The 26,248-nt window shown below is 51.6% G+C and carries 24 protein-coding genes and 1 tRNA gene; 17 read left to right on the plus strand and 8 right to left on the minus strand.

Translation table 11 applies throughout. The annotated features are described in order from the left end of the window. Positions 1-110: 110 nt before the first annotated feature. Positions 111-201, minus strand: a tRNA-Ser gene (locus K5L82_RS05230). Between the two features lie 290 nt (positions 202-491). Here K5L82_RS05230 and K5L82_RS05235 point away from each other — a divergent pair. The 5 genes from K5L82_RS05235 (at position 492) to K5L82_RS05255 (ending at position 2,699) form a co-directional block, all read left to right on the plus strand. Beyond that, complete coding sequence (locus K5L82_RS05235; protein WP_133005604.1) at positions 492-1,211, plus strand: Bax inhibitor-1/YccA family protein; 720 nt, start codon at positions 492-494, stop codon at positions 1,209-1,211. A 102-nt stretch (positions 1,212-1,313) separates the two neighbouring features. Then, entirely contained in the window at positions 1,314-1,724 is a 411-nt protein-coding gene (tusD, locus tag K5L82_RS05240) for a sulfurtransferase complex subunit TusD (RefSeq protein ID WP_223133435.1), read from the plus strand. A 1-nt stretch (position 1,725) separates the two neighbouring features. Beyond that, positions 1,726-2,076 carry a DsrE family protein gene (locus K5L82_RS05245; protein ID WP_223133436.1) on the plus strand — a complete coding sequence of 117 codons (351 nt, stop codon included), beginning with the start codon at positions 1,726-1,728 and terminating at the stop codon, positions 2,074-2,076. 12 nt (positions 2,077-2,088) lie between these two features. Then, positions 2,089-2,370 (plus strand): sulfurtransferase complex subunit TusB, encoded by a 282-nt coding sequence (tusB, locus tag K5L82_RS05250; protein ID WP_223133437.1) that lies wholly within the window; start codon positions 2,089-2,091, stop codon positions 2,368-2,370. A gap of 2 nt (positions 2,371-2,372) precedes the next feature. Beyond that, on the plus strand, positions 2,373-2,699 hold the full coding sequence (locus K5L82_RS05255; RefSeq protein ID WP_223133438.1) for a TusE/DsrC/DsvC family sulfur relay protein: 327 nt from the start codon (positions 2,373-2,375) through the stop codon (positions 2,697-2,699). Positions 2,700-2,717: 18 nt separating this feature from the next. On the opposite strand, the gene K5L82_RS05260 is transcribed toward K5L82_RS05255, so the two are convergent. Both K5L82_RS05260 and nfuA read right to left on the minus strand, forming a co-directional pair. Next, complete coding sequence (locus K5L82_RS05260) at positions 2,718-3,923, minus strand: DUF445 domain-containing protein (protein ID WP_223133439.1); 1,206 nt, start codon at positions 3,921-3,923, stop codon at positions 2,718-2,720. 212 nt (positions 3,924-4,135) lie between these two features. Further along, positions 4,136-4,723, minus strand: a complete 588-nt coding sequence (nfuA, locus tag K5L82_RS05265) for a Fe-S biogenesis protein NfuA (protein ID WP_223133440.1) — start codon at positions 4,721-4,723, stop codon at positions 4,136-4,138. Between the two features lie 241 nt (positions 4,724-4,964). Here nfuA and metH point away from each other — a divergent pair, with 241 nt between their 5' ends. The 4 genes from metH to K5L82_RS05285 all read left to right on the plus strand — a co-directional run bounded on the left by metH (position 4,965) and on the right by K5L82_RS05285 (position 11,414). Next, positions 4,965-8,663, plus strand: coding sequence for a methionine synthase (gene metH, locus K5L82_RS05270; RefSeq protein ID WP_223133441.1), 3,699 nt, complete (start codon positions 4,965-4,967; stop codon positions 8,661-8,663). A gap of 14 nt (positions 8,664-8,677) precedes the next feature. Beyond that, positions 8,678-8,914 (plus strand): DUF2970 domain-containing protein, encoded by a 237-nt coding sequence (locus K5L82_RS05275; protein ID WP_223133442.1) that lies wholly within the window; start codon positions 8,678-8,680, stop codon positions 8,912-8,914. A gap of 348 nt (positions 8,915-9,262) precedes the next feature. Beyond that, complete coding sequence (locus K5L82_RS05280) at positions 9,263-10,915, plus strand: nitrite/sulfite reductase (protein ID WP_223133443.1); 1,653 nt, start codon at positions 9,263-9,265, stop codon at positions 10,913-10,915. Beyond that, complete coding sequence (locus tag K5L82_RS05285; protein WP_223133444.1) at positions 10,908-11,414, plus strand: DUF934 domain-containing protein; 507 nt, start codon at positions 10,908-10,910, stop codon at positions 11,412-11,414. Before K5L82_RS05280 ends, K5L82_RS05285 begins: the two co-directional genes overlap by 8 nt. Before the next feature lie 55 nt (positions 11,415-11,469). Here K5L82_RS05285 and sohB read toward each other — a convergent pair whose 3' ends face one another. Beyond that, positions 11,470-12,522 (minus strand): protease SohB, encoded by a 1,053-nt coding sequence (sohB, locus tag K5L82_RS05290; RefSeq protein WP_223133445.1) that lies wholly within the window; start codon positions 12,520-12,522, stop codon positions 11,470-11,472. A gap of 231 nt (positions 12,523-12,753) precedes the next feature. Here sohB and K5L82_RS05295 point away from each other — a divergent pair, with 231 nt between their 5' ends. Further along, positions 12,754-13,068: an SCP2 sterol-binding domain-containing protein gene (locus tag K5L82_RS05295; RefSeq protein ID WP_133005615.1), complete on the plus strand. Its 315-nt coding sequence runs from the start codon at positions 12,754-12,756 to the stop codon at positions 13,066-13,068. 76 nt (positions 13,069-13,144) lie between these two features. Here the strand turns inward: K5L82_RS05295 and K5L82_RS05300 are convergent, their stop codons facing one another. The 4 genes from K5L82_RS05300 to K5L82_RS05315 all read right to left on the minus strand — a co-directional run bounded on the left by K5L82_RS05300 (position 13,145) and on the right by K5L82_RS05315 (position 16,999). After that, positions 13,145-14,851 (minus strand): chemotaxis protein, encoded by a 1,707-nt coding sequence (locus tag K5L82_RS05300; protein WP_223133446.1) that lies wholly within the window; start codon positions 14,849-14,851, stop codon positions 13,145-13,147. Between the two features lie 154 nt (positions 14,852-15,005). Continuing rightward, positions 15,006-15,716 carry a DNA polymerase III subunit epsilon gene (gene dnaQ, locus K5L82_RS05305; protein ID WP_223133447.1) on the minus strand — a complete coding sequence of 237 codons (711 nt, stop codon included), beginning with the start codon at positions 15,714-15,716 and terminating at the stop codon, positions 15,006-15,008. 39 nt (positions 15,717-15,755) lie between these two features. After that, positions 15,756-16,199, minus strand: a complete 444-nt coding sequence (rnhA, locus tag K5L82_RS05310) for a ribonuclease HI (protein WP_133005618.1) — start codon at positions 16,197-16,199, stop codon at positions 15,756-15,758. After that, positions 16,199-16,999: a class I SAM-dependent methyltransferase gene (locus K5L82_RS05315; protein ID WP_223133448.1), complete on the minus strand. Its 801-nt coding sequence runs from the start codon at positions 16,997-16,999 to the stop codon at positions 16,199-16,201. The genes rnhA and K5L82_RS05315 overlap by 1 nt, the downstream gene beginning before the upstream one ends. Positions 17,000-17,101: 102 nt before the next feature. Between K5L82_RS05315 and gloB the strand changes: the two genes are divergently transcribed. From gloB to K5L82_RS05350, 7 genes are all read left to right on the plus strand, one after another. Beyond that, positions 17,102-17,896, plus strand: coding sequence for a hydroxyacylglutathione hydrolase (gloB, locus tag K5L82_RS05320; protein WP_223133996.1), 795 nt, complete (start codon positions 17,102-17,104; stop codon positions 17,894-17,896). 175 nt (positions 17,897-18,071) lie between these two features. After that, positions 18,072-19,766 carry a LysM peptidoglycan-binding domain-containing protein gene (locus K5L82_RS05325; protein WP_223133449.1) on the plus strand — a complete coding sequence of 565 codons (1,695 nt, stop codon included), beginning with the start codon at positions 18,072-18,074 and terminating at the stop codon, positions 19,764-19,766. Positions 19,767-19,778: 12 nt separating this feature from the next. Continuing rightward, on the plus strand, positions 19,779-21,608 hold the full coding sequence (locus K5L82_RS05330; RefSeq protein WP_223133450.1) for an extracellular solute-binding protein: 1,830 nt from the start codon (positions 19,779-19,781) through the stop codon (positions 21,606-21,608). A 45-nt stretch (positions 21,609-21,653) separates the two neighbouring features. After that, a complete protein-coding gene (locus tag K5L82_RS05335; protein ID WP_223133451.1) occupies positions 21,654-22,739 on the plus strand; it encodes a microcin C ABC transporter permease YejB in 1,086 nt (361 codons plus the stop codon). A gap of 2 nt (positions 22,740-22,741) precedes the next feature. Continuing rightward, on the plus strand, positions 22,742-23,764 hold the full coding sequence (locus K5L82_RS05340) for an ABC transporter permease (RefSeq protein ID WP_223133452.1): 1,023 nt from the start codon (positions 22,742-22,744) through the stop codon (positions 23,762-23,764). A 1-nt stretch (position 23,765) separates the two neighbouring features. After that, positions 23,766-25,364: an ABC transporter ATP-binding protein gene (locus K5L82_RS05345; RefSeq protein ID WP_223133453.1), complete on the plus strand. Its 1,599-nt coding sequence runs from the start codon at positions 23,766-23,768 to the stop codon at positions 25,362-25,364. A gap of 67 nt (positions 25,365-25,431) precedes the next feature. After that, positions 25,432-26,217 carry an enoyl-ACP reductase gene (locus K5L82_RS05350; RefSeq protein ID WP_133005625.1) on the plus strand — a complete coding sequence of 262 codons (786 nt, stop codon included), beginning with the start codon at positions 25,432-25,434 and terminating at the stop codon, positions 26,215-26,217. Positions 26,218-26,248 lie beyond the last annotated feature (31 nt).

Consider the following 26,248-nt stretch of genomic DNA (forward strand, 5'->3'; position numbering starts at 1 on the left):
AAAATCGAAGGGAAAACACTCAACTGCATATTGTCGATGATAAACACACGCACTCGGAGGGTAATTTGAGGCTAGATGTCTAACTCTAAACACCTGTATAGAAAGGAAAATGGCGGTGGGCCAGGGATTCGAACCCCGGGAAGGCTATTAACCTTCGGCGGTTTTCAAGACCGCTGCATTCAGCCGCTCTGCCAGCCCACCGCATCTTTCTTGCCGTCATCTCGACAGCGGTGTGCATGATACCGGAATCGCCTATGCTGTCAACGGTTTGTATCGAAATTCCTAAAATTCTTGTGGATTTCCTTTTGATTGATCAACGTTTCACCAGCATAGTTCAGGTGGACGAAGTGTAATGAACTTCTTCACCCTCTTTATTGTCACAAATGATTGAAAGTTGCGTATACAACCTTATTATGGACTTCAGGTTAGAGGGAACCGGAAAGGCGCAATCAGCCTACCCTCCCCGCCGTTTGATAAATTCGGAGACGAGAATGGATAACAGGCAATACAACGTTCAAAGCCAGGGTGGCATCCAAGTCGCTCGCGGCAGCGCTACCGGCGCCATCAGCCCAGAAGCCACCAAGGTTCTACGTAACACTTACACCCTGCTGGCAATGACACTTCTGTTCAGTGCCGTCATGGCCGGTGTTTCCATGAGCATCGGCTTGAGCCAAGGCGCAAGCCTCATTTGCAGCTTAGGCGCACTGGCTCTGGTATGGCTTGTTCTACCAAGAACCGCCAACAGCGGAGCTGGCATCGGTGTTGTCTTCGCCTTCACGGGACTGCTTGGCCTATCACTGGGCCCCATCCTGATGCACTACCTGCAGTTTGCTAACGGCAGTCAGATTGTTATGCAAGCGCTGGGTGGCACGGCGGTTGTGTTCCTGGGGCTGTCAGGCTACGTGCTAACCACCAAGAAAGACTTCAGCTTCATGCGTGGCATGTTGGTGGCAGGCATGATGGTGGTTATCGTTGGTATGCTGGGCGCCTTCGTCGCCAGCATGTTCGGCGTTCAAGTTACTGCTTTCAGCTTGGCGATGAGCGCAGCTATCGTATTCCTGATGTCTGGCTTCATCCTTTACGATACCAGCCGTATCGTGAATGGCGGTGAAACCAACTACATCATGGCAACAACCGGGCTGTACCTGAACATTTACAACCTGTTCGTCAGCTTGTTGCACCTGATTGGCGCGTTCACCGGCGACGACTGATTCAGCACGTTGAGCCAGCCTACAGAAACCCCGGCCTTTGCCGGGGTTTCTGCTTTAGGTACACTCCTAATCTGCACTTACCCATTATCAGACTCCTGAAACATGCTGAACTCGCTTGCTTACACGTTGGTTATTACAGGTGCCCCATGGACCTCACAAGCCCCTCAAACCGCCCTGATGTTCGCGACAGCCGCTCTATCGGCCGGACATAGAATCGACCGTGTATTCTTATACGGAGATGGTGTCCATCTCGCGTCCAGCCTGAGCACCCCGCCTTCGGATGAAACCCACTGGCCACAACAGTGGTGCCTCTTTCTCAAACAACATGGCATTCCCGCTACCGCCTGCATTGCTTCCGCCTTGCGCCGAGGGCTCGTAGACGAAACGGAGCAAGCCCGCTACGAACTGCCTGCAGAGAACCTTCGCGCGCCGTTCGAGATCGCTGGCCTGGGAGAGTGGGTAGAAGGCAGCCAAGCCGCGGATCGAACTCTTTATTTCCATGGGGGGAGCTAATATGACCACACTCATTGTGATCGACCAAGCACCCTATGGCTCTTGGTCTGGGCGGGAAGCCTTGGACATGGCCTTCTCACTGGCGGCTTTTGATCAGCCTGCAGCAATGCTGTTCACAGGCCCGGGTGTTAACTGGCTCCGTAAAGGACAACAGCCCGACGGCGTCGGTCAGAAATCTGCTGAAAAGAACTTATCCGCCGCTCCGCTGTTTGGTATCGAGGCACTGATCGCAGATGAACACGCTTGCCAGCAATATGGCCTGAGTGAATCGGCAATGCTGCCCGGGATAGAACTCGCCAGCAACATTCAAGACGTATTGAGCAGCCACACACATGTGGTCTTCGCAGGCTAAGGGTCAGATATCATGAAGAGCAACTCAACGCTTCACATCCTGAACAAAGCGCCGGAGCATCCCCGCCATAAAACGTGCACTCAAGCACTGACGCCCTCGGACACTTTAGTATTGATCGAGAATGGCGTACTCAGCGTTGCGGGTAACCATCTGGACGCTCCGTGCAAACTTTACGTCCTAAAAGCCGACACGGATGCTAGAGGGCTCGAGGCGTCCAGTGAAGACATCACCACGATCAATTACGACGAGCTGGTTCAGCTTACGACAAAACACGCGAAAATCATCAGCTGGTAAACATGAGCGTATCGAATCTCCCCGAACGAAATAACGAAGGTTTTCTGGAAAACGCGACTGACTGGACATCAAATGCGGCCGCTGTGATTGCAGCCGAAGACGACATTTCGCTGAACGACAATCACTGGGAAATCATAGAGTTTCTGAGAGACTTTTATAAAAAGCATGAGATGTCGCCACCCTCAAACCGGCTGTTTGTAAAAGCCGTCAAGGATGCACTGGGCGAAGAAAAAGGTAACAGCATTTATCTGATGCAACTATTCCCCGGCACTCCGGCAAAAACCGCCTGCAAAATAGCGGGCCTACCCCGCCCTACAAATTGCCTATGAATACAGTAATTTAAGCGCCTATAAAAAAAGCGGCAAATAGGTGGCTCCAACTATCTGAACCAGTCCCGCTGCTGCGCCGAAAATGCCGCCGACAACCATCAACTGAAGTTCCTCTTCTCGAAAAGCCGGGCGCAGAATGTCCTGAAAATCTTCAGGCTTCAGCGCTTTCATCTGCTCCGCGAGCACCGCGGCCACAGCAGGGGCCCGCTCTTTTTTAAACGCCGGGTCAGCAAACACATCTTTTGTTGCGATAACGGCTTTATCGTTCATGACACGCTTTAAATCGGCATAGCCAGTCATTCCGACACTAACCTGAGCCGCCATTTTCAACACCAGCGATTCGTCCAACATCGGCCTGAGGTGCTTCTGCAAAATAGCCCGAGTTCGATTGCCCTGATCACCGTTCACCATCGCGTCTGCTACCAGTTCTACCGTAATCAGCTCCTCAGCCACCAAGCGGGCCCACACATCACTGATTTCGTTTTGGCGGCGCAAAAACAAACCCTGAATCTTCCAGAACAGAAACCGGCGAGGTCGCAAGGGTGCGAAAATGAGATTAATGGCCAGCCAGTTCGTGACGAAACCGACTAAAAAGCCTCCCAAAGGCAACGCCCAGGGCTCCGGATAACGAATCCAGAGCGGCAGCAAGGCTGCCCCAAGCACACCTCCAATCCATGCACCTCGATTCACCACCGACTTCAGTTCAACTGCGCCAGCTTCCTTAAATATTCGATTCATCAGATCAGGGTTGGCTTGTAACTGCCGACTTAATAGGGCCTTTAGATCAACCAAGCTATCAAGGTCATCGCCAATGTCATCAACCAGCTCTTCGATTCTTGAAGGTAACTGCTCGCGAGCCCAACGATATATTCTGGAACGAACGAAAAGAGGCAGGTTATCCCATAGAACGGGATGCACGTCATACATCATGGAATCGATGTACTCATCCAGTCTTGGAGACACTAGATTGACCACATGCTCGACAATTTTATGAGGCTCGAGCTTTCGATAAACCGAGTTTAGATCACCAAATTGCTGAAGCGTTTGATCAATACAAATATGAGCCATCTTCTCGGCTTTACGAGGTATAACACCCTGCCAACCGAGAAAACCGATCCCGACAAACTGAACGGGATAAAATGACATTTGTATTGCAAGCCAATTAGTGGCCCAACCAACAACCGCGGCCACCAAAGGCACTAATAGAAGTGAGTATTCAGACAAGCGCAATCCCATCCATCATCCCCGCCACCCGCGGGGTATTGTTCGCAAGGAACGGCAAAATACCGTACTAAATATCCGAGTATGTGGCGAATGATGAACTAACCGAGCCCGCGCCACATTGGCCGCATTGCCAGTCAAAAGCGTGATACGGGCAGGCAGCGGTATACACCACCACCTGCTCAAGGCGGGAAACTTGATGAGATGAGGGAGATCTACTGGTAATACGCGTTTTCAGTTTGCGTATGGTCCGTTACGTCCCGTACTGCAGTGATTTCTGGCACTCGCTCTTTCAGCGTTTTCTCGACACCCTGTTTCAGCGTGAGACTCACAGCAGAGCACCCTTGGCAACCACCACCAAAACGCAACACTGCCACAGATTCGTCAAAAATCTCTACCAAAGACACATCACCACCATGGGCAGCCAGGTTTGGATTGATTTCAGAGGCGAGCACATACTGAACACGCTCGGGAAGCGGTGCATCATCAGATACCTGCGGAACTTTCGCGTTCGGTGCTTTGATGGTCAGCTGGCCACCCATCTGGTCTTTGGAATAATCCACGAACGCGTCTTCCAGAAACGGCACGGAGTTATGATCCAGATACAACATGAACTTTTCCAGATCTTTCGCTTCATCCGTCGGCACCACTTCGTTCGGCGGACAATAAGCCAGACACGTTTCCGCATTTCGTGTACCCGGCTGGGTTACGAAAATCCGAACCCCCATGCCTTCAACATCCTGCTTCTCTATCAAGCTTGCGAGATAATCTCGTGCGGAATCAGTCACAGTTACCACGGCCATGCTTCCTACCTGTTTTCAAATGTAGCTTCCATTTTAAGAGACTTGGATGAAAGTTGAAAGACCAAGTAAAACGGTCAGGCATTCTGAAGGTAACTAATTTCCCGTATTGCCGACTTTGGCGGTCCTAATTTCCAGTCACTTGATAATGATCATATGTACTAAGACCTTCTGTTGCATTTTTGCTATGATCCCGCGGCACTCCGCTTATTAGACGCTATTCATAACACCGGAAGATTTACCTATGACCGATCGCAGCAGCCGCCTGGAACAGATCCATCTCGCCCTTAAAGAACGTATTCTGGTTCTCGATGGCGCCATGGGTACTATGATCCAGAACCAGAAACTGGACGAAGCGGACTTTCGAGGCGATCGGTTCAAAGACTTTGCCCACGATGTACAAGGTAACAACGACTTACTGAACCTGACCCAGCCCGCACTGCTCCGTAATATCCACGCGGAATATCTGGATGCGGGCGCAGACATCATTGAGACAAACACGTTCAACTCGACGCAATTATCTCAAGCGGATTATGGCATGGAGTCGCTGGCTCGTGAGCTGAATGTCGAATCGGCAAAAATTGCGCGCCAGATCGCCGACGAATACACGAAGAAGACTCCGAACAAACCTCGATTTGTCGCCGGTGCGGTAGGCCCAACGTCCCGCACAGCATCTTTGTCGCCAGACGTGAACAATCCCGGCTTCCGTAACGTCGACTTCCAGACCCTGGTTGATAATTATTACGAAGCGGTGTCCGGTCTGGTTGAAGGCGGTTCCGACATTATTCTGATCGAAACAATCTTCGACACACTGAACGCTAAGGCCGCCATTTACGCCACCCAACAGTTCTTCGAAGACAGCGGCATCGAACTACCGATCATGATCTCCGGAACAATTACCGATGCCTCTGGCCGAACCCTGTCCGGCCAGACCACCGAGGCATTTTATAACTCGATTGCGCACGCCAAACCGATTTCCGTCGGTCTTAACTGTGCTCTGGGTGCAGACGCATTGCGACCTTATGTCGAAGAGTTGGCCAACAAGGCCGAAACTTATGTGTCAGCCCACCCGAACGCAGGTCTGCCGAACGAGTTTGGCGAATACGACCAAACGCCGGAAGAGATGGCTGACATCATTGAAGGCTTCGCACGTGACGGCTTCCTTAACATCATAGGTGGTTGCTGTGGTTCCAGCCCCGAACACATCGAAGCTATTGTAAACGCGGTCGCTAAATACCCGGCCCGCAGAATACCTGATCGACCGAAATCCCTTCGCCTGTCCGGTCTGGAGCCGTTCACCGGTGACGAGAACACCCTGTTCATCAACGTGGGTGAACGCACCAACGTAACCGGCTCGAAGCGCTTCCTGCGCCTGATCAAAGAAGAGCAGTACGAAGAGGCTTTGAGCGTTGCCCGTGATCAAGTTGAAAATGGTGCTCAGATCATCGACATCAACATGGATGAAGGCATGTTGGATTCGAAGGATGTGATGGTCACTTTCCTGAATCTGGTTGCATCGGAGCCCGACATCTCTCGCGTACCCATTATGATCGACTCCTCTAAATGGGAGGTGATTGAAGCGGGTTTGCGCTGCATTCAGGGCAAGGCGGTGGTCAACTCCATCAGCCTTAAAGAAGGTGAAGAGAACTTTATCAAGCAAGCACGTGCTTGCATGCGTTATGGCGCTGCGGTCGTCGTCATGGCCTTTGACGAGGATGGGCAAGCCGATACCTTCGAGCGTAAAACTGAGATCTGTAAGCGCTCCTACGACACCTTGGTCGGCATTGGCTTCAAGCCGGGCGACATCATCTTCGACCCCAACATCTTTGCGATCGCGACCGGCATCGAAGAACACAATAACTACGCGGTGGACTTCATCAATGCCTCCCGTTGGATTCGGGAACACCTACCCCACGCTTCCATTTCCGGAGGCGTAAGTAACGTTTCGTTCTCTTTCCGCGGTAACGATGCGGTGCGTGAAGCCATCCACTCTGTGTTCCTGTACCACGCGATCAAGGCTGGCCTGAACATGGGCATCGTGAACCCCGGCCAGCTGGTCATTTACGATGAAATCGAGCCAGACCTGAAGGAGCTGGTTGAGGACGTCGTTCTTAACCGTCGCGATGATTCCACTGACCGCCTACTGGAGGCCGCCGAGAAATTCAAAGGCAAAGGCGGCAAGGCTCAGGAAGAAGACCTTTCTTGGCGGGAACTGCCTGTCCAGAAGCGCCTCGAACACGCGCTAGTCAAAGGCATTACGAGCCACATTCTCGAGGACACGGAAGCCTGCCGACTTGAAGCCGATCGCCCAATTCATGTCATCGAAGGTCCGCTTATGGACGGCATGAACGTGGTGGGCGACCTGTTTGGCGACGGAAAAATGTTTCTTCCGCAAGTGGTTAAAAGCGCGCGGGTAATGAAGCAAGCCGTCGCTCACCTGATTCCCTTTATCGAAGCGGAGAAGGACGAAAACCAAAAGGCCAAAGGCAAGATCCTTATGGCGACGGTGAAAGGCGATGTTCACGATATTGGTAAGAATATCGTCGGCGTCGTTTTGCAGTGCAACAATTACGAAGTCATCGACATGGGCGTAATGGTGCCCTGCGAAAAGATTCTGGAAACCGCTAAGAAAGAAAACGTCGATATTATCGGTTTGAGCGGGTTGATTACGCCGTCTCTCGACGAGATGGTCCACGTCGCTCGCGAAATGCAGCGTTTGGATTTCCATTTGCCGTTGATGATTGGTGGTGCTACCACGTCGAAAGCCCACACTGCGGTGAAGATTGAGCCGCACTATAAAAACGACATTGCTTTGTACGTTTCTGACGCCTCTCGCTGCGTGAATGTCGCCTCTCAACTGCTCAGCAAGACCGCCAAGCCCGGCCTTGTCGAAGCGGCCCGCAAGGAATACGAGGAAGTCCGTGAGCGTCGCAAAAACCGTGGTGACCGCACCAAACTTGTCACATTGAAAGAAGCACGCGATCGCGCACCAGAAATCGACTTCGAGAACTATGAGCCTCCCCGCCCGAAGTTCACTGGAGTTCGCGTTTTTGACAATTACGATTTGGCCGAGCTGGTGGACTATATCGATTGGACACCTTTCTTTATTGCATGGGACATCTCCGGAAAATACCCCGCAATTTTCGATGACCCGAAGCGTGGTGAAGCCGCCCAAACACTGTTTGACGATGCCCAGGTAATCCTCAAACAGATGATTGAACAGAAACGAGTAACTGCACGGGCCGTGGTTGGCTTCTGGCCCGCAAGTCGTCGCGGAGACGACGTTGTTCTGTATACCGATGAATCGCGTACAGAAGAACTAACCACACTGCATCACTTGCGCCAGCAAGATGACAAGGCACCCGGAAAACCGATGATGGCGCTTTCAGACTTTGTTGCACCGGAAGAATCCCACAAAGAGGATTATGTCGGAGGCTTTGCGGTAACGACCGGTATCGGCGCTAATGATTTCTCACTGGAATTCAAAGACAAGAACGACGACTACAACGCGATTATGGTGCAAGCACTGGCCGACCGCTTGGCCGAAGCCTTTGCCGAACGGATGCACGAACGTGTTCGTAAAGAGTTCTGGGGCTACGCCAACGAAGAACAAATGGTAAACGAAGACCTGATAAAAGAACGCTATCGTGGTATCCGCCCTGCCCCTGGATATCCCGCCTGCCCGGACCACACCGAGAAAGCGACACTGTTTAAGTTGCTGGAAGCGACTGAAAATATTGAACTGGAGTTGACCGAACACTTCGCCATGTTCCCAACCGCTGCAGTCTCGGGCTGGTACTTTGCTCACCCCGAGTCGAAGTATTTCCCGGTTGGCAAAATTGGCGTTGATCAGCTTGAAGACTATGCTGAACGTAAAGGTCTTTCAAAAGCGGAAGCGGAACGCTGGCTGATGCCCAGCTTAGCGTACGATCCTGCGGAATAGTTCAGGAATCTCTCATGACCAATGCAGCTAACAATAACAATAACGAAATCGAAAAACCCCGGGGACCCGGGGTTTTAAAAATAACACAGAGCATTCTAGCCGGAGCGTTTGGGGTTCAATCAAGCAAAAACCGGCAAGAAGACTTTTCCAGCCATAGTCCTGCGCCTTACATCATTGCAGGCCTGATCTTTACCGGGCTTTTTGTGGGCGGTCTGATCTTGGTTGTCAATCTAGTGTTGTCGGGCCAATAACGACTTACTGGCCCGACACCCACAGCACTGCAAACCCCACCACCAAAACAACCAAGGCTATTGCGGCCACGGAATCTACAACGCTGTCGGAACTTGCTGACTGCTTCATGCGGACCTCTCTCATATAACGTCATTGTTTTTTATCAGTTTGATGATGAAATTAAAGCAGATAACTGACATTCGTCCAGTTCATCCGTCGTCCTTATCGCCTGAATCGATAAAGATATTTTAAAATAATCGTTTTGAGAATAAAAACCCACTGGTATCCTTCACATCAGGAATAAGGCGCAATGGACAATTGACGCCATAACTATTAGCTTCTGATGTTAGCAGGCAGGACGTTCCACTATGTACGTTTACGATGAACACGACCGACAAATTGCCGCAGAGCGCGTCGCCCAATTCCGCGACCAGACAGAACGCGCCTTGGCGGGTGAACTTTCCGAAGAGGAGTTTCTGCCTCTTCGCTTGCAGAACGGTCTTTATGTTCAGCGCGTTGCACCGATGCTGCGAATTTGTGTGCCTTATGGCATGCTCCGTTCAGAGCAATTACGCCGTCTAGCCCGTATTACTCGCGACTACGACAAAGGCTATGCTCATGTCACAACGCGCACCAACATTCAGTTAAATTGGCCGCGCATTGAGGACGTTCCCGACATTCTTTCCGAGCTGGCCGAAGTTGAAATGCACGCGAACCAGACCAGCGGCAACTGCATTCGCAACACCACAACGGATCAATTCTCAGGCGTACAAAAAGACGAACTTATTGATCCGCGTCCTTACTGCGAGATCATTCGTCAGTGGTCCACATTCCATCCAGAATTCGCGTTCCTGCCCCGTAAGTTCAAAATCGCGGTCAATGCCTCCGAGCACACCGATCGAGCGGCGATCCAGGTTCACGATATTGGCCTGCAGATGGTTCGTAACGATCAGGGCGAGTTGGGTTTCAGGGTCCATGTGGGCGGTGGCCTGGGACGCACGCCTATGGTTGGTCCCACCATTCGTGAATTCTTGCCAGAGCTGGACCTTCTCACTTACCTGGAAGCTGCTGTACGTGTGTATAACCGATACGGCCGTCGCGATAACAAGTTTAAAGCGCGCATCAAGATTCTGGTCAAAGCGTTGAGCCCGGCAACTTTCGCTGAAAAGGTAGAAGCGGAGTGGGAACAAATAAAAGACTCCCCTACGCGTCTGACCCATGAAGAAATTAATCGGGTTAAAGCATACTTCACGGAACCGGCATACAACGCCCTGAAAGATGCGACAAACCTTTTGGGCCAACAACGTTTTGAGAACAAAGAATTTGATCGCTGGCTAACATACAACGTAGCCGAACATAAGAAACCCGGCTACGCCATCGTGACACTCACTCTGAAGAAAACCGGCACACCGCCTGGCGATGTAACGGACCGTCAACTTGAGCAGATCGCCGATCTGGCCGACGAGTATAGCTTCGGTGAGGCGCGCGCTACCCATGAGCAGAACATGGTGTTGGCCGATGTGCGCCAAGATCGCCTATTCGAGCTTTGGGAAGCCATTACCAGCATGGGCTTTGCCACCGCCAACCTGAACATGTTGACCGACATGATTTGCTGTCCTGGTGGCGACTACTGCGCACTTGCAAATGCAAAATCGCTTCCGGTTGCTGATGCGATTCAGCGTCAGTTCGATGATTTGGATTATCTCTACGATCTAGGCCCCATCGACTTGAACATCTCTGGCTGCATGAATGCGTGTGGCCATCACCACGTGGGCCATATCGGCATTTTGGGTGTCGATAAAAAAGGCGCCGAGTTCTACCAGGTTAGTTTGGGCGGGTCGTCCCAGCATGATGCTAATATCGGCAAGATTCTGGGGCCGTCATTTGCCCGGGAAGACATGCCTGCCGTGGTTTCCAAGATCATTGATGTGTACGTCGAGAACCGAACTGAAGAAGAGGCTTTCCTGGACACGTATCGCCGGGTTGGTTTGAGTCCATTTAAGGAGCGGGTTTATGCCTGATGTAATTGCCGCTGACGGCACGATTCGTAACGACAATTGGGTAGTAGTTGCTCGCCCGGCCGAGGGAGACTCTCTCGATATACCGGAAGGTCAGCCCGCTCTGATCCCCGCGGATCTTTGGTTAGCAGGTTATGAGCATTTCACGGGTCGCACTGACATCGGCGTCTGGTTCGACAGCCATGACGAACCTGAACTCCTCGAAGGTAAGGTAAACGAGTTGCCATTGATTGCCGTGAACTTTCCTCGCTTTGTGGATGGTCGCGGTTACAGCATTGGCCGCTTGCTTCGCGAGAGGTTTGGTTACACGGGTGAACTGCGAGCTATCGGTGATGTGTTATTGGATCAACTTCAGTTCATGAAACGCTGCGGATTTGACTCGTACGTGCTTCGAGCTGACAAAGATATTACCAAAGCCGCCCGTTGCCTGAATTTCTTCTCTGAGACATATCAGGCCGCCGTGGATAACGATGTACCATTGTTCCGCCGCCGCGCGTCTTAATCGATAAAGGTTCAGATGCCCACTATTTGTCGGGCATCTGAACTCGTACTACCTGCTATTGAATCTTCTGATTTCTGAACGCACTCAATACCTTCCACACCGAACGCTCCAGCGCTGTACTGGTCGCAATGCCGATTTTTTCCGCCAGCGTCCGTTTTTGCTGGAACGAGACTGACACCACTTCTCCGCGATCGCAGGCCTCGATAAGATATTCGTCAGAGGTTTTGATGTCATCAATCAATTTTACATCCAAAGCGCGCTTTCCAAACCAGATGTCACCATTTGCGACGGCTTTGATATCAAGATCCGGTCTGCGCTCACTAACATATTCTTTAAACAGGCCGTGGGTGTCTTCGAGATCTTCCAGAAATTTCTGCCGGCCTTTTTCAGTGTTTTCACCAAACATCGTAAGCGTACGCTTGTGCTCACCGGCCGTCAGCACTTCAAAATCAACGCTGTTTCTCTCAAGCAAGCGATGAAAGTTGGGTAACTGAGCAACAACACCGATTGAACCGATAACAGCAAACGGCGAGGCGAGAATTTTATCGGCCACACACGCCATCATGTAACCGCCGCTAGCTGCAACTTTATCCACGCAAGCAGTCAGTGGGACACCTTTGTTGCGAATACGGTCCAGTTGAGCCGACGCCAAGCCGTAGGCATGCACAAGGCCGCCGCCGCTCTCGAGGCGAACTACAACTTCGTCTCTTTCGGGATTCACAACGCTCAAAACCGCACTTACCGAGCGCCGCAGAGTGTCGGTATCACTGGCTTTGATGTCACCGTCGAAGTCGATAACGTAAATACGGGACTTCGGCTGGGGATCTTCTTCGGATTTGGATTTTGCCGCTTTCTTCTTCGCTTTTTCTTCTTTTTTCTTTTGTTTGTTCCAAGCTTTGTATTCGTCATCAGACATTAATTTTGCCTGAATCGATTCCTTTAGATGCCGGTACTTATTATTCAAGTTTCGGACCTTCAGTTCACCGTCGTCATCGTCCGAGTCACTATGTTTACTTGCGGACACAATGACCGCGACCAAAATAATCGCCGCCACGACAAAGGTTGCGACCTTTGCAAGGAACAATCCGTACTCAATAATGAATTCCAAAATGCTGTCTCCAGTGCGCTTTATGCAAACCACAGAGTGTACTCTGTCGCACCTTCACTGATAAGCCCGAATCAAATTAAAACAAGCGTTCGATCAAGCTTGACATGCTACGGCCGTAACCATAAAGTCGAATACTGAGGTCGGCGATACCCAGCTATCACAGAGTCCGTTTCGCTCGGGTTGTTGATCCGCCAATTAACGATAAGACTATCACCAAAAAGGGTATAACTAATGTCTGTAGAACAGATTTTTGAGAAGATGGAAAAGAACTTCAACGCAGACGCAGCACAGGGCTTGGACCTGGTGTTCCAGTTTGATATCGAAGACGACAAACCGTACAACCTGGAAATCAAAGACGGCTCTTGCAAGTTGAACGAAGGCACTCACGAAGATCCTTCTGTTACCCTGATCATGAACTCCGAAACTCTGCAAGGCATCGTTTCTGGCGAAACTGACGGTATGCAAGCATTCATGGCTGGTCAGCTGCGCGCCGAAGGCGACATGATGCTGGCTACCAAGCTGGGCGAACTGTTCGACATGGGCTAAGCCCCTCTCGAAAGTTCCATAAAAAAACCTGCGCACTTCGCAGGTTTTTTTATGCCTAGCATTCAACTAACCCGTGTTATAAACCAACGTCGGCCATCGATGTCTCAGCCAGATTGAGCAGGCCGACATTACTCTCTTCTCGTCGACCTATGCTCTCAATGTAATATTCCAAAGAGGTAAGCGCATCGGCCAACGCCTCCAACACTGAGCTCGATGGTACTTCCTTTGCATCAAGAAGCTGGTTTTGAATGGAGTCAGCAACTCGTGCGATAACGTTGGCAGCCGCGGGATCACTCACCAGCATGAGCCCACCCCATATGCTCCGCAGCGTGCTGGGGAGATTGGCCAAATGCAGCTTGTCGTAATCGGACTCAATGAACGCAGTGATTGCCCGCTTTGCCAGGGTTAACGCACCACGAGCCTCTTCTGTTACTACCCAGATGGCTTCTTGTAAATAAACCGACTCTTCAGTTCGACTATTCGCACCAGCCAGCGCATCTGTTTCAGAAGTGATGCCGCGGGTTACTATCTGCATAACCGCGTCTTCTACCCCTAAAACCGAATCCGCCAATTGATACAACTCTTCTTCGGCTGGCAAACGGTTTTCTGCCTCCCACTCGCGAAGCTTTTGAGCTTCACCGCGGGAAATACTCGCTAAACGATTGAGGTCAAGCATAACCAGCGTGTTTGCAAGCCGTTCAAGCGCATCCGCAATAGAGGAAAGCTCTGCAAGGTCCGGTTCGATGCCACGCTCAATAATATCGAGTTTGTCTTTGAGCTGATTGAGCTCATCCAACAAAGCATCAGACAAAGATTTCAAAACGTCGGTTCCCGGTCCATACAGCCGGCGGGAATGGGCATCCATCATGGAATCCGGGAAATCAGAAGGCAGTAAATTATAGCTTTGCAACACTTTGGAAATTTCAGGATTCGCGGACCCGCTGCGGTAAAGAAGATACAGCAAATCTTTGACGATGGAATCCGGGGCGTCTTTGGCGGTTGCAACTTTTCCCACGTACACAATTTCCCGCGTATAACGCTCCAACCGCATCAACAAGCGCTTACGTGCCTTGCTGAACCCCATCGCCCGATCAAGCATCGCATCCGCTGTAATCGAAAGAAGGCACCACATCTGACCCATTGGCGCACCTTGGCAAAGCCGGGCAAAGCCACGGGCAGCGCGAGCTATCAGCTTTTTGCTGACATCTTCATTCTGGCCCCGAAGTATGCCTAACAAGGCAACTTGAAACGTTAGCCGCATACGACGAGCCAACACTTCATAGCCTGCGTCATCTTCAACGATAGACCGCAGTGCCACATCACAGCAAAAATCCGGGCGCTCACGTACATCTACGTCAAAGAAACACGACTCCGGATAAGGCTTTTCCTTTCGGGCCTCACGCAACTCGTTAATGACAGGAAGCAACAACTCGGGATGATCAACACGTTGCTGGTGGTAATACTCAACGTACCGGCGCAAAGTAAACAGTGCGCTATTGAGAGTTGTAAGTAAGATATTTTTGTCGTCGTTGGCACCCACAGGGACGTCATTCGCCAGATTCACCGCCTCCTGACAAATCAATGTTCCACCGCGTAGCTCGACGAGCAAAAAAATACCGCGCAACTGATTCAGATAATCAACACAGTTTTGCAGGTCTTCCCCACTTTCCCGGTTCTCCTGAAAGCGTTCTAGGCTCGATTCCGCTTGTTTGATGGTCTGTTCAATTTCACCTTTAACCAGATCAAACGACTGCGATTTCGTCGCAAGAGACGATTGGACCATAAACGCTTCCTGTTACATTGCGGAGACTACCGCTTCCTGTGCATGAACATTATCAATTCGCATAAAACTCGCGAACTTATCATTACTTATAACACAAAATTTGAGCAGCTCAAGAAAGCTGAAATGTAACAATTAGTACAGTTAGATACAGATCTCACTCTGGAGCAATAAGTTTGCCCCAGAGTGTCTGCCCTGCCTTTTTTTCGATCCGCCCCATCATCTCATTGTGCGCGTCAACTTCATCGTTAGTGGCCTCGATAACAGATAAGCGCCCTCGTTCCGATGACAACCTTCGAATACCCGTGACGCCCCCCTCTTCACCTGAGCCTGCATCGAGGGAAAGAGCAGTTTGGCCACCGGTCATCAATAGATAAACGTCTGCCAGTATTTCTGCATCCAACAAAGCGCCGTGAAGTTCTCGGTTCGAGTTATCGACACCGTAACGCTTACACAAAGCATCGAGGTTATTCTTCTGGCCGGGGTGTTTCTTTCGGGCAATCGCCAGTGTGTCGACAATGCCGCAGTGCTCGGCCGTTTTTCGTACTGGTTTTAGCCGTGCAAACTCGGAATCCATAAAGCCAACGTCAAACGCCGCGTTATGAATGACCAACTCTGCGCCCTCGATAAACGCGAAGAATTCGGAGGCGACCTCTGAAAATTTTGGCTTATCCTTCAAGAATTCGTTAGTTATACCGTGAACGGTAATGGCTTCTGCCTCAACCTCGCGCTCGGGGTTAATGTAAACGTGGTAGTTGCGCCCCGTTAATTTGCGCTCAATGACCTCAACACAACCGATTTCGATAATCCGGTGTCCTGCGTTGGGATCAATACCTGTGGTTTCTGTATCCAGTACAATTTGTCTCATCCATTACCTTCCGGAAAAAATCGTTTCACTGTTAATACTTTAGCGGGTCAAGACCGCTTCAACACCCAAGTTCGCAAGTTCATCCGCCAGCTCGTTGCCAGGATCGCCTGCATGGCCTTTAACCCAATGCCAGTTTACGTTGTGACGGCCCGATTCCGCGTCCAGCTCTTTCCATAAATCTGAATTCTTGACCGGTTTTTTTGCCGAGGTTTTCCAGCCGTTTCGCTTCCATCCTGCCATCCATTCGGTGATGCCTTTACGGACATACTGCGAGTCCGTATACAACTCGACATCGCAGGCACGATTCAACGCTTTCAAGCCCTGAATGGCGGCCATCAGTTCCATGCGGTTATTGGTTGTGTCACGCTCGCCGCCGTGCATTTTCTTTTCGGACCCGCCATAACGTAAAACAACGCCCCAACCACCCGGTCCGGGATTACCTTTACACGCGCCATCGGTGTACATCACTACTTTGCCAGCCATTAGAACTCCGGTGAATGGTTACTGGGATCACGATTTCCGGGCACGCGGTTCACGCAATCCCTTGATGCGCCGACCGCACCAGGGAGCGTTATGAGTGCGTTCTTCCGCCAATGTACGCCACGCTGGACAGGCGCCGGTATCCGTTTGCGCGCAAGGATACAGTAATAGGCACCGACGGGAACAATATTAGCCTTGCCGGACGGCGCTCGCATGACAGGTGCGCCATTTCGCGTCTGAATTGGAAGCTGGCAAAAATAGGTATTGGAGGACTCTATCGTAAATCCAAGTAGGCAGAGCCAATCTTCCATGCGCGAACGCATCATGAATCGACCACCCCAAGGCCCCTGGTGATGCCTCGAAATCAGCCTACGCGCTCCCCAAACCCCCAGTGGATTAAATCCCACTAAAGCCATCACACCTTCCCCTCGCAAGACTCTTGCGGCCTCCCTAATCACCTGATGGGGATTCTGAGAGAAATCTGCGGCATGATGCAAAATGGCTAAATCGATCGATTCAGCCGGGAATGACAGTTCGTCCGAATCGCAAACCGCGACACCGTCCGGCATATTCGGACTCCACGCTGGCGTAGTAATAATACGCTGCACGAAATCCGTACCGGTAGCCAACGGCAACCGGTGACTTAAACCAATTTGTAACTGTCGGGCTCCGGTCAAGTTGGCGAGTTCTCTGTCGAGCACGCATCGCTGGCTGGCCAGCAAAGCACGCCCGAGCGGGCTCTGGAACCAGACTTCAAAGCTTCCATGTCGTGCTGCGAAATCAACTGGCCTAGCGTCTTTCAACGTTTATTCCTCTGCTTCTTCGGCCGTGAAACCGGACACCTTGGGATAGGCGCTCTGTTGCTTTATCATAACAGTCACATCCCTCAAGCACATGTGGTCATGATGTTTAGTATTTACCCTATTCCGGCGTTTTCAGACAACTACATCTGGTGTCTTGCAGACACATCAACAGGCAAGGCCCTTGTGGTTGACCCGGGGCAGGCCAGACCGGTCAAGGATTATTTAAGTCAGGCCGGCCTGACACTCGACACTATCTTGGTCACTCATCATCACCCGGACCACGTCGGCGGCATTGCCGAACTTCAAACAAGCCAACCAAGTGTGCGAATTGTTGGGCCGAAAGGCTCACCCTTTACCAAGGTGACGGAAACGGTAAAGCACGGCGATCACATTGAATGGCAGGCTATACGCTTTTCGGTATTGGCAACCCCGGGCCACACCTTGGATCACATCGTCTATTTCACCGAAACTCAGATTAATAACGCCCCCGCGCTGTTCAGTGGCGATACTCTATTTATTGGCGGCTGTGGACGTTTGTTTGAGGGCACACCTGAACAAATGCACCGCTCGTTAAGCTCTCTCCTGACTCTCCCTGACACCACAGCAATCTATTGCGCCCACGAATACACCCTTGCCAACATTCGCTTTTCGCGTCACTGGTTGCCGGAGGATGCCGCGTTGATCGAATTCGAACAAGAATGTAACGAATTGCGCCAGTCAGGCAAACCGACTGTGCCCTCCAGCCTCAAAAAAGAAAAAGCACTCAATCTTTTTTTACGCTGGGATGACCCTTCGGTTATCAAAGCCGCCGAAGCTTATGGTGCTGAGCACGGGTTGTCGGTAACCAACCCGACAGAAGTATTTGCGGCCGTTAGGCATGGCAAAGATCACTTCTGACTCGTGCGACGCTGAGGCGAGATAGCAACACCTCTCAAAGCGGTAACATCACTTGCCTTGACCGCCTCAAAACCTGTCCCATAAAATCTCGCTCGAACTGTGTTTCAAGCATCGCATTAATCTATACGCCGGACTTTGTTACTGACGTTTGGCGCAACCTCCCGGAATCCTATTTATGCCGGTTAATCGCTTTCCACTGGTCTTACTAACCTGCTCCTTAGCCGCTGGCTGCAGCAGCACCCAGTTATTCGAAAGTTGGCGTAGCAACCCACTTGAATCTGAGCGCGTTGTGGTCGCTCAAGGCGACGATGAGCTGATCGCGGCGATCGGCTCCAATCAAGATCTGGCGGCGAATGCGCCCTTGGACGATGCCATTTCATCGGATCTGAAAGCCAAAGCGAAAGAGGCCCGCAAAAAACTCGACGAGCCAAAATCGTCCAGTTCTGATGAACTTAAACAAAATGATATGTGGAGCCGAATGCGCGCTGGATTTGCGATGGATCATTCGGTCGATAACGCCCGGATGCAGGCCCAGCTTGATTGGTACGCTCGCAACCCTCGCTACATTCAACGGGTGACTGAAAGAGGTGCCCGGTACCTGCACCACATTCTTAATGAAGCGGAATCTCGCGGTTTACCCACAGAACTCGCCCTGTTACCCGTAATCGAAAGTGCTTTTGATCCGTTTGCTTATTCTCACGGACGCGCTGCAGGGCTCTGGCAATTTATCCCTTCTACCGGAAAATACTTCGGTCTGACCCAAAGCTGGTGGCATGACGATCGCCGGGATGTGCTGACATCCACCGATGCTGCGCTCACCTATCTCGAACGTTTGGCGAAGCGTTTCGACGGCGACTTCACACTGGCTCTGGCTGCCTATAACTCTGGTGGCGGCACGGTTTCCAGCGCAATGCGCCGGAACCGCAAGGCGGGCCAATCAACGGATTATTGGTCCCTAAGACTACCAAAAGAAACCCAGCATTACGTACCGAAACTATTAGCCTTGGCTAAGGTGATCGACAATCCCGAGGTCTACGGTATTCAGCTGCCGGAACTGAACAACGAACCTTATTTTGAAGTGGTCAATACCGGCTCGCAGCTCGATCTTGCGCAGGCAGCCAAGCTTGCCGGTGTCGATATCGACGAAATTTACCTGTTGAACCCGTCTTACAACCGCTGGGCAACTAATCCAGACGGCCCTCACCGTTTGCTCGTACCAACACAAAACGCCGAAAAATTCCGCACTGCTTTAGCTAATTTCCCGAAAAAACAAAGAGTTTCATGGCAAAACTATAAAGTATCGAGAGGTGATAATCTCGGCAGCATCGCTAAGCGTTTTTCCACGACCACCTCCGTTATACGACAGGTAAATAAATTAAACGGCGATATGATTCGCATCGGCCAACAGCTTCTGATCCCTTCTTCCACCAAGAGTTCGGAAACTTATGCCTTAAGCCAGTCTCAGCGACTCGAGCGTAAACAGGAACGAAAACGGTCCGGCAACAAAGTGCGCTATACGGTTCGCAGTGGTGATACTTTCTGGGACATTGCCCGGGAACACCGAGTCAGCGTCCGAGAAGTCGCGGCATGGAACGGAATGGCACCAGGTGACCCGCTCCACCCCGGTCGGAAACTGGTTATCTGGAGTAAGGTTAAGCAGCCCAAAACCGTTGCCAGCAGTGCCAGAAGTAAAGCCATGGTTCGAAAAGTTGGGTATCGCGTGCGCAAAGGTGATTCTTTGTCTACGATCGCCTCGCGCTTCTCGGTGAATGTGCGTGACATCGCATCATGGAACGATCTTAATACCAACCGTTATCTGCAACCTGGCCAAAGTCTGGTACTCTACGTTGACATAAGAAACAGCCCATAACGTGCGAGAACTATGACAAAAATACGTAAAGCACCGAGTCTGACAGGACTGGTTACGTCGCTGGCCTTAGTGGTCACTTCTTTTGTTTCATACGCAGACAGTCAGCCCCCGGAGATGCTTTCCCCGGTGCACGGGATTGCCATGCACGGGGAAGTGAAATACCCCTCGGATTTCGATCATTTTGACTATGTGAATCCGGCAGCCCCAAAAGGCGGTCATCTCAAACTGAGCGCCGTCGCAAACGGTTTCGACAGTTTTAATCCGTTTGTTGTTCGGGGTGTTGCCGCAGCCGGCATCAGTACCTACGTCTACGATACTCTGATGGTGGCCTCCGATGACGAACCCTTCTCCGCGTATGGGTTGATCGCAGAGAGTCTGGAAGTACCCGCGGATCGAAGCTATGTGATTTTCAACCTGCGGGAAGAAGCCCGTTTCCAGGACGGAGAACCGATTACCGCTGAAGACGTGGCGTTTTCCTTCCGGATCCTGACCACGGAAGGCCATCCCTTTTACCGTAATTACTACTCCGATATCCAAAGTGTCTCAGTAGAAGACGATCATCGCGTTCGTTTCGATTTCGGTGAGACAGAGAACCGCGAGCTGCCCTTGATTATCGGCCAAATGCCGATTCTACCGGAACACTACTGGCAAGATCGGGAGTTTGAAGGCAATGGTCTAAACGTGCCGGTGGGCAGTGGACCTTATCGCATTGCGTCCTTCGACGCCGGCCGGGCCCTGACTTTCGAACGTGTCCCCGATTACTGGGCAGTTGAGCTTCCTGTTCGTAAAGGGCGCTTTAATTTCAACAAAATCACCTACGAATACTACAGTGACGATACGGTTGCACTGGAATCCTTCAAAGCCGGCAATTTCGATTTCCGACAAGAAACCTCAGCGAAAAACTGGGCAACGGCCTACACCGGCAAGCCGTTCGACAACGGCTCGATAACCAAAGCTGCAATAGAACACCACCGTCCAACCGGTATGCAGGGGTTTATCTTCAACACCCGTAACGCGGTTTTCAAAGACCCTAAAGTTCGCGAAGCCCTGGCGTACGGATTCGATTACGAATGGGCAAACCAAAACCTGTTTTATGGTCAGTACAGCCGAACAGATAGCTTTTTCGAGAATAGTGAACTCGCCGCTAATGGCCTGCCGTCCGGGCGCACACTGGAAATCCTTGAGCCCTTCCGTTCGAAACTCAGTCCGGACGTTTTCAACAAAGTATATACCCCACCTGACACAGGTAAATCCCGCAGTATGCGTGACAACCTGAAGCAAGCGCTGAAACTGCTGAGCGAAGCTGGCTACGGCATTCAAGGCGGGAAAATGGTTCACAAAGAAACCGGCAAGCCTCTGACGTTCGAAATCCTGCTGGCGCAAAAGAGCTTCGAGCGTGTGGTACTGCCCTTCACCCAGAACCTGAAAAAACTGGGTATAGATGTGACTGTACGCCTAGTCGATACCAGCCAGTACATTCGCCGCGTCCGTAGTTTTGACTTCGATATGATCACTCAGGTGTTACCTCAATCCGATTCGCCGGGTAACGAACAGAGGGATTACTGGCATTCCGTTAACGTTGCTGTGGAAGGATCCCGCAATACCATTGGCGTGAACGACCCAGTAGTCGATGAATTGATTGATAGGGTGATTCAAGCACCGGACCGAGACGAGCTAGTGCATCGGGTTCGCGCGCTGGATCATGTACTTCTGCATGGCCATTACGTGATTCCTCACTGGCACCTGAGCAAAGACAGAGTCGCCTATTGGAACCATCTTGACCGGCCCGGCGTTACCCCTAAAAGTGGCATCGATCTTAACAACTGGTGGGTCGGCCGCTAAGCGGCCCCCATGAACCAAGCCGTCATGAAAGGATTCCATCCCTAGATGGGCACATACATACTTCGTCGATTGGCGCTGATTATTCCGACCCTGATCGGAATAATGCTGCTCAACTTCATCATCGTGCAGGCTGCGCCCGGAGGGCCCATTGAGCAACTGATTGCTGAAATGGAAGGGCTGGGTGGCAGTACGCTGGCCAGAGCCGGTGGCGGCGACATGGGCGGAGAAGTATCCACTGCTTCGGGCGAAAGCCGAGGAGCCCGTGGCCTGCCTCCCGAGCTCCTCTCTGAAATGGAAGCCCGATACGGCTTCGACAAACCGGCACACGAACGCTTTCTGGGAATGCTTAAAGATTACGCCACTTTTGACTTCGGTGATTCCTTCTTTCGCGACCGCTCCGTCGTCGAACTGATCATCGATAAAATGCCAGTTTCGATCTCTCTAGGCCTCTGGTCCACACTGGTAATTTATCTGATATCCATTCCTCTGGGCATTCGTAAAGCCGTTAAAGACGGCTCCCGGTTCGATGTCTGGAGCAGTTCAGCCATCGTTGTCGGTTATGCTATTCCGGGGTTTCTGTTTGCGATTCTGTTGATTGTCCTGTTTGCCGGCGGTAGCTATTTCGACTGGTTCCCTCTACGGGGTCTGACCTCGCCCGACTTTGACACCATGACGTGGTACCAGAAAGTCGCCGACTATTTCTGGCACTTAGCGCTACCGGTTACAGCCAACGTCATCGGTGGTTTTGCCACCCTGACCTTACTGACCAAAAACTCGTTTCTTGATGAAATCGGCAAACAGTACGTGGTCACCGCCCGTGCAAAGGGGCTGGACGAAAAACAAGTTCTTTACGGCCATGTGTTTCGCAACGCCATGTTAATTGTTATCGCCAGCTTGCCCGGCGTGCTTGTCTCTTTGTTCTTCACGGGCTCACTACTGATCGAGGTTATTTTCTCTCTCGATGGCCTAGGCTTGCTCGGTTTTGAAGCCGCGCTGAACCGGGATTACCCGGTTATCTTCGGCACCCTGTACATCTTCACGCTGATGGGCCTTCTGCTAAAACTCATCAGCGACATCACCTATGTACTGGTAGACCCGCGTATCGACTTTGAAAGCCGGGAGGGCGCGTAACCGTGACAAAACTCTCCCCTATCCAGCAGCGCCGGATACGCAATTTTCGCAATAACCGCCGTGGGTATTGGTCTCTTTGGCTGTTTTTGCTGATATTCGGACTCAGCCTCTGCGCCGAACTTATTGCTAACGACAAGCCCTTAGTAGTGTCTTACAACGGCGATTGGTATTTCCCGGTCACCCAGACCATTCCGGAGGAAACGTTCGGCGGGTTTCTGCCAACCGAAACCGACTACCGTGACAGCTTTATTGCGGGCGAGATCAATGCCAATGGCTGGATGCTCTGGCCGCCAATCCGTTTTAGCTACAACACCATCAATTACGAACTGGATGTGCCATCCCCAGCTCCCCCCAGCGCCATCAACTGGCTGGGCACAGATGATCAAGGCCGGGATGTGGCCGCCAGAGTTATTTATGGGTTTAGAATTTCTGTGGTGTTCGGACTGACGTTGACGCTGGTTAGCTGCCTTATCGGAGTTGCGGTTGGAGCTATTCAGGGCTATTACGGCGGCAAGATCGACCTGCTGGGCCAACGTTTTCTGGAAATCTGGTCCGGGCTGCCCATGCTTTACTTGTTGATCATCCTTTCAGCCATTGTTCAGCCGAATTTCTGGTGGCTTCTGGGCATTATGCTGCTGTTCAGCTGGATGGGGCTTGTGGACGTGGTTCGGGCTGAATTTCTAAGGGCGCGGAATTTTGAATATGTCAGAGCGGCAAGAGCGTTGGGGCTGGAGAATCGGCACATCATGTTCCGCCATGTACTGCCGAATGCCATGGTGGCCACCCTAACCTTTTTGCCGTTTATCCTCGCGGGTGCCATTACCAGCCTGACCTCACTCGATTTCCTGGGTTTCGGCCTGCCCTCGGGCTCGCCCTCCCTCGGTGAACTGATTGCCCAAGGCAAAGCCAATCTACACGCGCCTTGGCTAGGCATCTCGGCCTTTGTCTCCTTGTCACTCATGCTGACCCTACTGGTTTTTACCGGAGAAGCCGTTCGTGATGCCTTTGACCCAAGAAAGAATTGATATGAGCGACTTGTTAAACATCTCGGATCTATCCATTCAGTTTGATAACGGCCCTCTCGCCGTGCATAACCTTTCGCTATCGATTGGCCCAGGCGAGACGTTGGCGGTCGTCGGTGAAAGCGGTTCAGGCAAATCGATTTCGGCACTTTCGGTGCTCCGTCTGCTGGACGAACGGCACGCGAGCTACCCTTCTGGCAGGATTCTGTTTCAAGATACGAATGTTCTTGAGGCTTCCGAAAAGGTCATGAAAACCATTCGGGGTCGGAAAATCAGTATGATTTTTCAGGAACCGATGACCTCTCTCAATCCGCTGCACACCGTTGAGAAACAGATTTCAGAAACTCTTCAGATTCATCTCGGCATGCGAGGGCCACAAGCTCATGCACGCTGTGTCGAATTGCTTGAGCTGGTAGGCATCCCTAACCCGGAACAGCGCTTGGCAAGCTACCCACACCAGTTGTCCGGAGGCCAAAAACAACGGGTGATGATTGCCATGGCCCTGGCAAACGAACCGAAATTGCTGATCGCTGATGAACCCACTACCGCTTTAGATGTAACGGTTCAGAAGCAGGTCTTGGAACTTCTGAAATCGCTTCAGAAAAAGCTCGGCATGGCGATGCTGCTGATTACCCATGATCTTAGCCTTGTCAGACGGTATGCCGACCGAGTATTGGTGATGGAAAAAGGCAATAAGGTTGAAGAAGCGGAAACCAAACGTTTATTCACCTCGCCAGAGCATGTTTATACCCGTACATTGATTGATGCGGAGCCTCCCAGACATCCAGTGGTTCGTCAGGCAAAGCCGAATCCTTTACTCGATGTCGAGGCGCTAAACGTTTCCTTCACGCTTAAAAAAAGTTTGCTGGGCAAAGTCACCGATAGCTTCCACGCGGTGAAAGACGTGAGTCTGCAGCTAGGCCGCGGAGAAACCCTGGGCATTGTTGGGGAAAGCGGCAGTGGCAAAACCACCATCGGCCATGCCCTACTCAAACTAACGGGCAGCACGGGTTCCATTCGGCTCGACGGCACCGATTTATCGCCTTTGTCGCAGAAACAGTTTCGGCCTTGGCGTCGACGCATACAGATTGTGTTTCAGGATCCTTTTGGCAGCTTGAGCCCTCGGATGTCAGTGGCCGAAATCATTAAAGAAGGGCTCCAGATTCATGACAAAGACAATACCGAACGACACGATGCCAAGGTTATTCAGGCGTTGAAGGATGTCGGGCTCGACCTCGACGCACGCCATCGGTACCCCCACGAATTTTCAGGCGGACAGCGCCAACGCATTGCTATAGCCCGGGCGCTGGTTTTGCAGCCGGATGTTATTATTCTGGACGAACCGACATCGGCGCTCGATCGCACAGTCCAAAAGCAAGTAATTGAGCTTCTGCAAGAACTTCAGGCTCAGTATGGGCTAAGCTATATTTTTATAAGCCACGACTTGAGTGTCGTCCGTGCACTTAGCCATAAACTGCTGGTGCTGCAACACGGTGAGATTGTCGAATACGGCGATGCGGAGGCTATCTTTCGCTCGCCCCAAGAAACCTATACCAAGGAGCTGCTTAACGCGGCGTTTTTCTACAGCACTACGACCAATTGACATTACCCCCTTCGACTCGTGTCGGGGATAATGCGCCAAAATCAAGGAACATAGGGAGTTGATACCCATGGGTATTCTCAGTGGTAAAAAAGCACTGATTGTTGGTGTGGCCAGTAAACATTCCATTGCTTATGGCATCGCCGAAGCTTTCGCTCGCGAAGGTGCAGAACTGGCTTTCACGTATCAGAACGAGAAACTTCAGTCTCGCGTCGAGAAGTTTGCCGACCAGTGGGGAAGCAACATCACCATCCCCTGCGACGTAGCCAGCGATGAAGAAATCGAGAACGTATTCACTGAGCTGGGCAAGCACTGGGAAAACATCGACATCATCATTCACGCCGTTGGCTTCGCGCCCGGTCATGAGCTGGATGGCAATTACGTGGATGTAACCACCCGAGATGGTTTCCGCATCGCCCACGACATCAGCTCTTACAGCTTTGTCGCCCTGGCGAAGGGTGCCCGTAAAATGATGCACGAAGGTAGCAGCCTGCTGACCCTGAGCTACCTGGGCGCAGAGAAAGTGCTGCAGAACTACAACGTGATGGGTCTAGCCAAAGCCTCTCTGGAGGCCAACGTTCGGTACATGGCCGCTAGCTTGGGCAAAGAAGGCATTCGTGTGAACGGTATCTCTGCAGGCCCGATCAAGACTCTGGCCGCTTCTGGCATCAAGAGTTTCCGCCGCATGCTGGCAGAGAACGCGAGACGCGCGCCCCTTCGCCGTAACGTGACCACCGAAGAAGTGGGCAACGCCGCTGCGTTCATGAGTTCGAACCTGGCATCCGGTATCACAGGTGAGATTCTTTACGTTGACGGTGGTTTCAACATCACCGGTATGGGCGAACTTGAAGACTAACGGCTCGTCCGCAGCTCATTCTTTCTGAATA

This window comes from Marinobacter sp. AL4B (genome assembly GCF_019916045.1).
GTDB lineage: Bacteria > Pseudomonadota > Gammaproteobacteria > Pseudomonadales > Oleiphilaceae > Marinobacter.

Excerpts from the sequence above, each read along its gene's own strand:
- K5L82_RS05235 (WP_133005604.1), top strand. The coding sequence starts at position 492 with ATGGATAACAGGCAATACAACGTTCAAAGCCAGGGTGGCATCCAAGTC.
- tusD (WP_223133435.1), top strand. The coding sequence starts at position 1,314 with ATGCTGAACTCGCTTGCTTACACGTTGGTTATTACAGGTGCCCCATGG.
- K5L82_RS05245 (WP_223133436.1), top strand. The coding sequence starts at position 1,726 with ATGACCACACTCATTGTGATCGACCAAGCACCCTATGGCTCTTGGTCT.
- tusB (WP_223133437.1), top strand. The coding sequence starts at position 2,089 with ATGAAGAGCAACTCAACGCTTCACATCCTGAACAAAGCGCCGGAGCAT.
- K5L82_RS05255 (WP_223133438.1), top strand. The coding sequence starts at position 2,373 with ATGAGCGTATCGAATCTCCCCGAACGAAATAACGAAGGTTTTCTGGAA.
- nfuA (WP_223133440.1), bottom strand. The coding sequence starts at position 4,723 with ATGGCCGTGGTAACTGTGACTGATTCCGCACGAGATTATCTCGCAAGC.
- metH (WP_223133441.1), top strand. The coding sequence starts at position 4,965 with ATGACCGATCGCAGCAGCCGCCTGGAACAGATCCATCTCGCCCTTAAA.
- K5L82_RS05275 (WP_223133442.1), top strand. The coding sequence starts at position 8,678 with ATGACCAATGCAGCTAACAATAACAATAACGAAATCGAAAAACCCCGG.
- K5L82_RS05280 (WP_223133443.1), top strand. The coding sequence starts at position 9,263 with ATGTACGTTTACGATGAACACGACCGACAAATTGCCGCAGAGCGCGTC.
- K5L82_RS05285 (WP_223133444.1), top strand. The coding sequence starts at position 10,908 with ATGCCTGATGTAATTGCCGCTGACGGCACGATTCGTAACGACAATTGG.
- K5L82_RS05295 (WP_133005615.1), top strand. The coding sequence starts at position 12,754 with ATGTCTGTAGAACAGATTTTTGAGAAGATGGAAAAGAACTTCAACGCA.
- K5L82_RS05300 (WP_223133446.1), bottom strand. The coding sequence starts at position 14,851 with ATGGTCCAATCGTCTCTTGCGACGAAATCGCAGTCGTTTGATCTGGTT.
- dnaQ (WP_223133447.1), bottom strand. The coding sequence starts at position 15,716 with ATGAGACAAATTGTACTGGATACAGAAACCACAGGTATTGATCCCAAC.
- rnhA (WP_133005618.1), bottom strand. The coding sequence starts at position 16,199 with ATGGCTGGCAAAGTAGTGATGTACACCGATGGCGCGTGTAAAGGTAAT.
- gloB (WP_223133996.1), top strand. The coding sequence starts at position 17,102 with ATGTTTAGTATTTACCCTATTCCGGCGTTTTCAGACAACTACATCTGG.
- K5L82_RS05325 (WP_223133449.1), top strand. The coding sequence starts at position 18,072 with ATGCCGGTTAATCGCTTTCCACTGGTCTTACTAACCTGCTCCTTAGCC.
- K5L82_RS05330 (WP_223133450.1), top strand. The coding sequence starts at position 19,779 with ATGACAAAAATACGTAAAGCACCGAGTCTGACAGGACTGGTTACGTCG.
- K5L82_RS05335 (WP_223133451.1), top strand. The coding sequence starts at position 21,654 with ATGGGCACATACATACTTCGTCGATTGGCGCTGATTATTCCGACCCTG.
- K5L82_RS05345 (WP_223133453.1), top strand. The coding sequence starts at position 23,766 with ATGAGCGACTTGTTAAACATCTCGGATCTATCCATTCAGTTTGATAAC.
- K5L82_RS05350 (WP_133005625.1), top strand. The coding sequence starts at position 25,432 with ATGGGTATTCTCAGTGGTAAAAAAGCACTGATTGTTGGTGTGGCCAGT.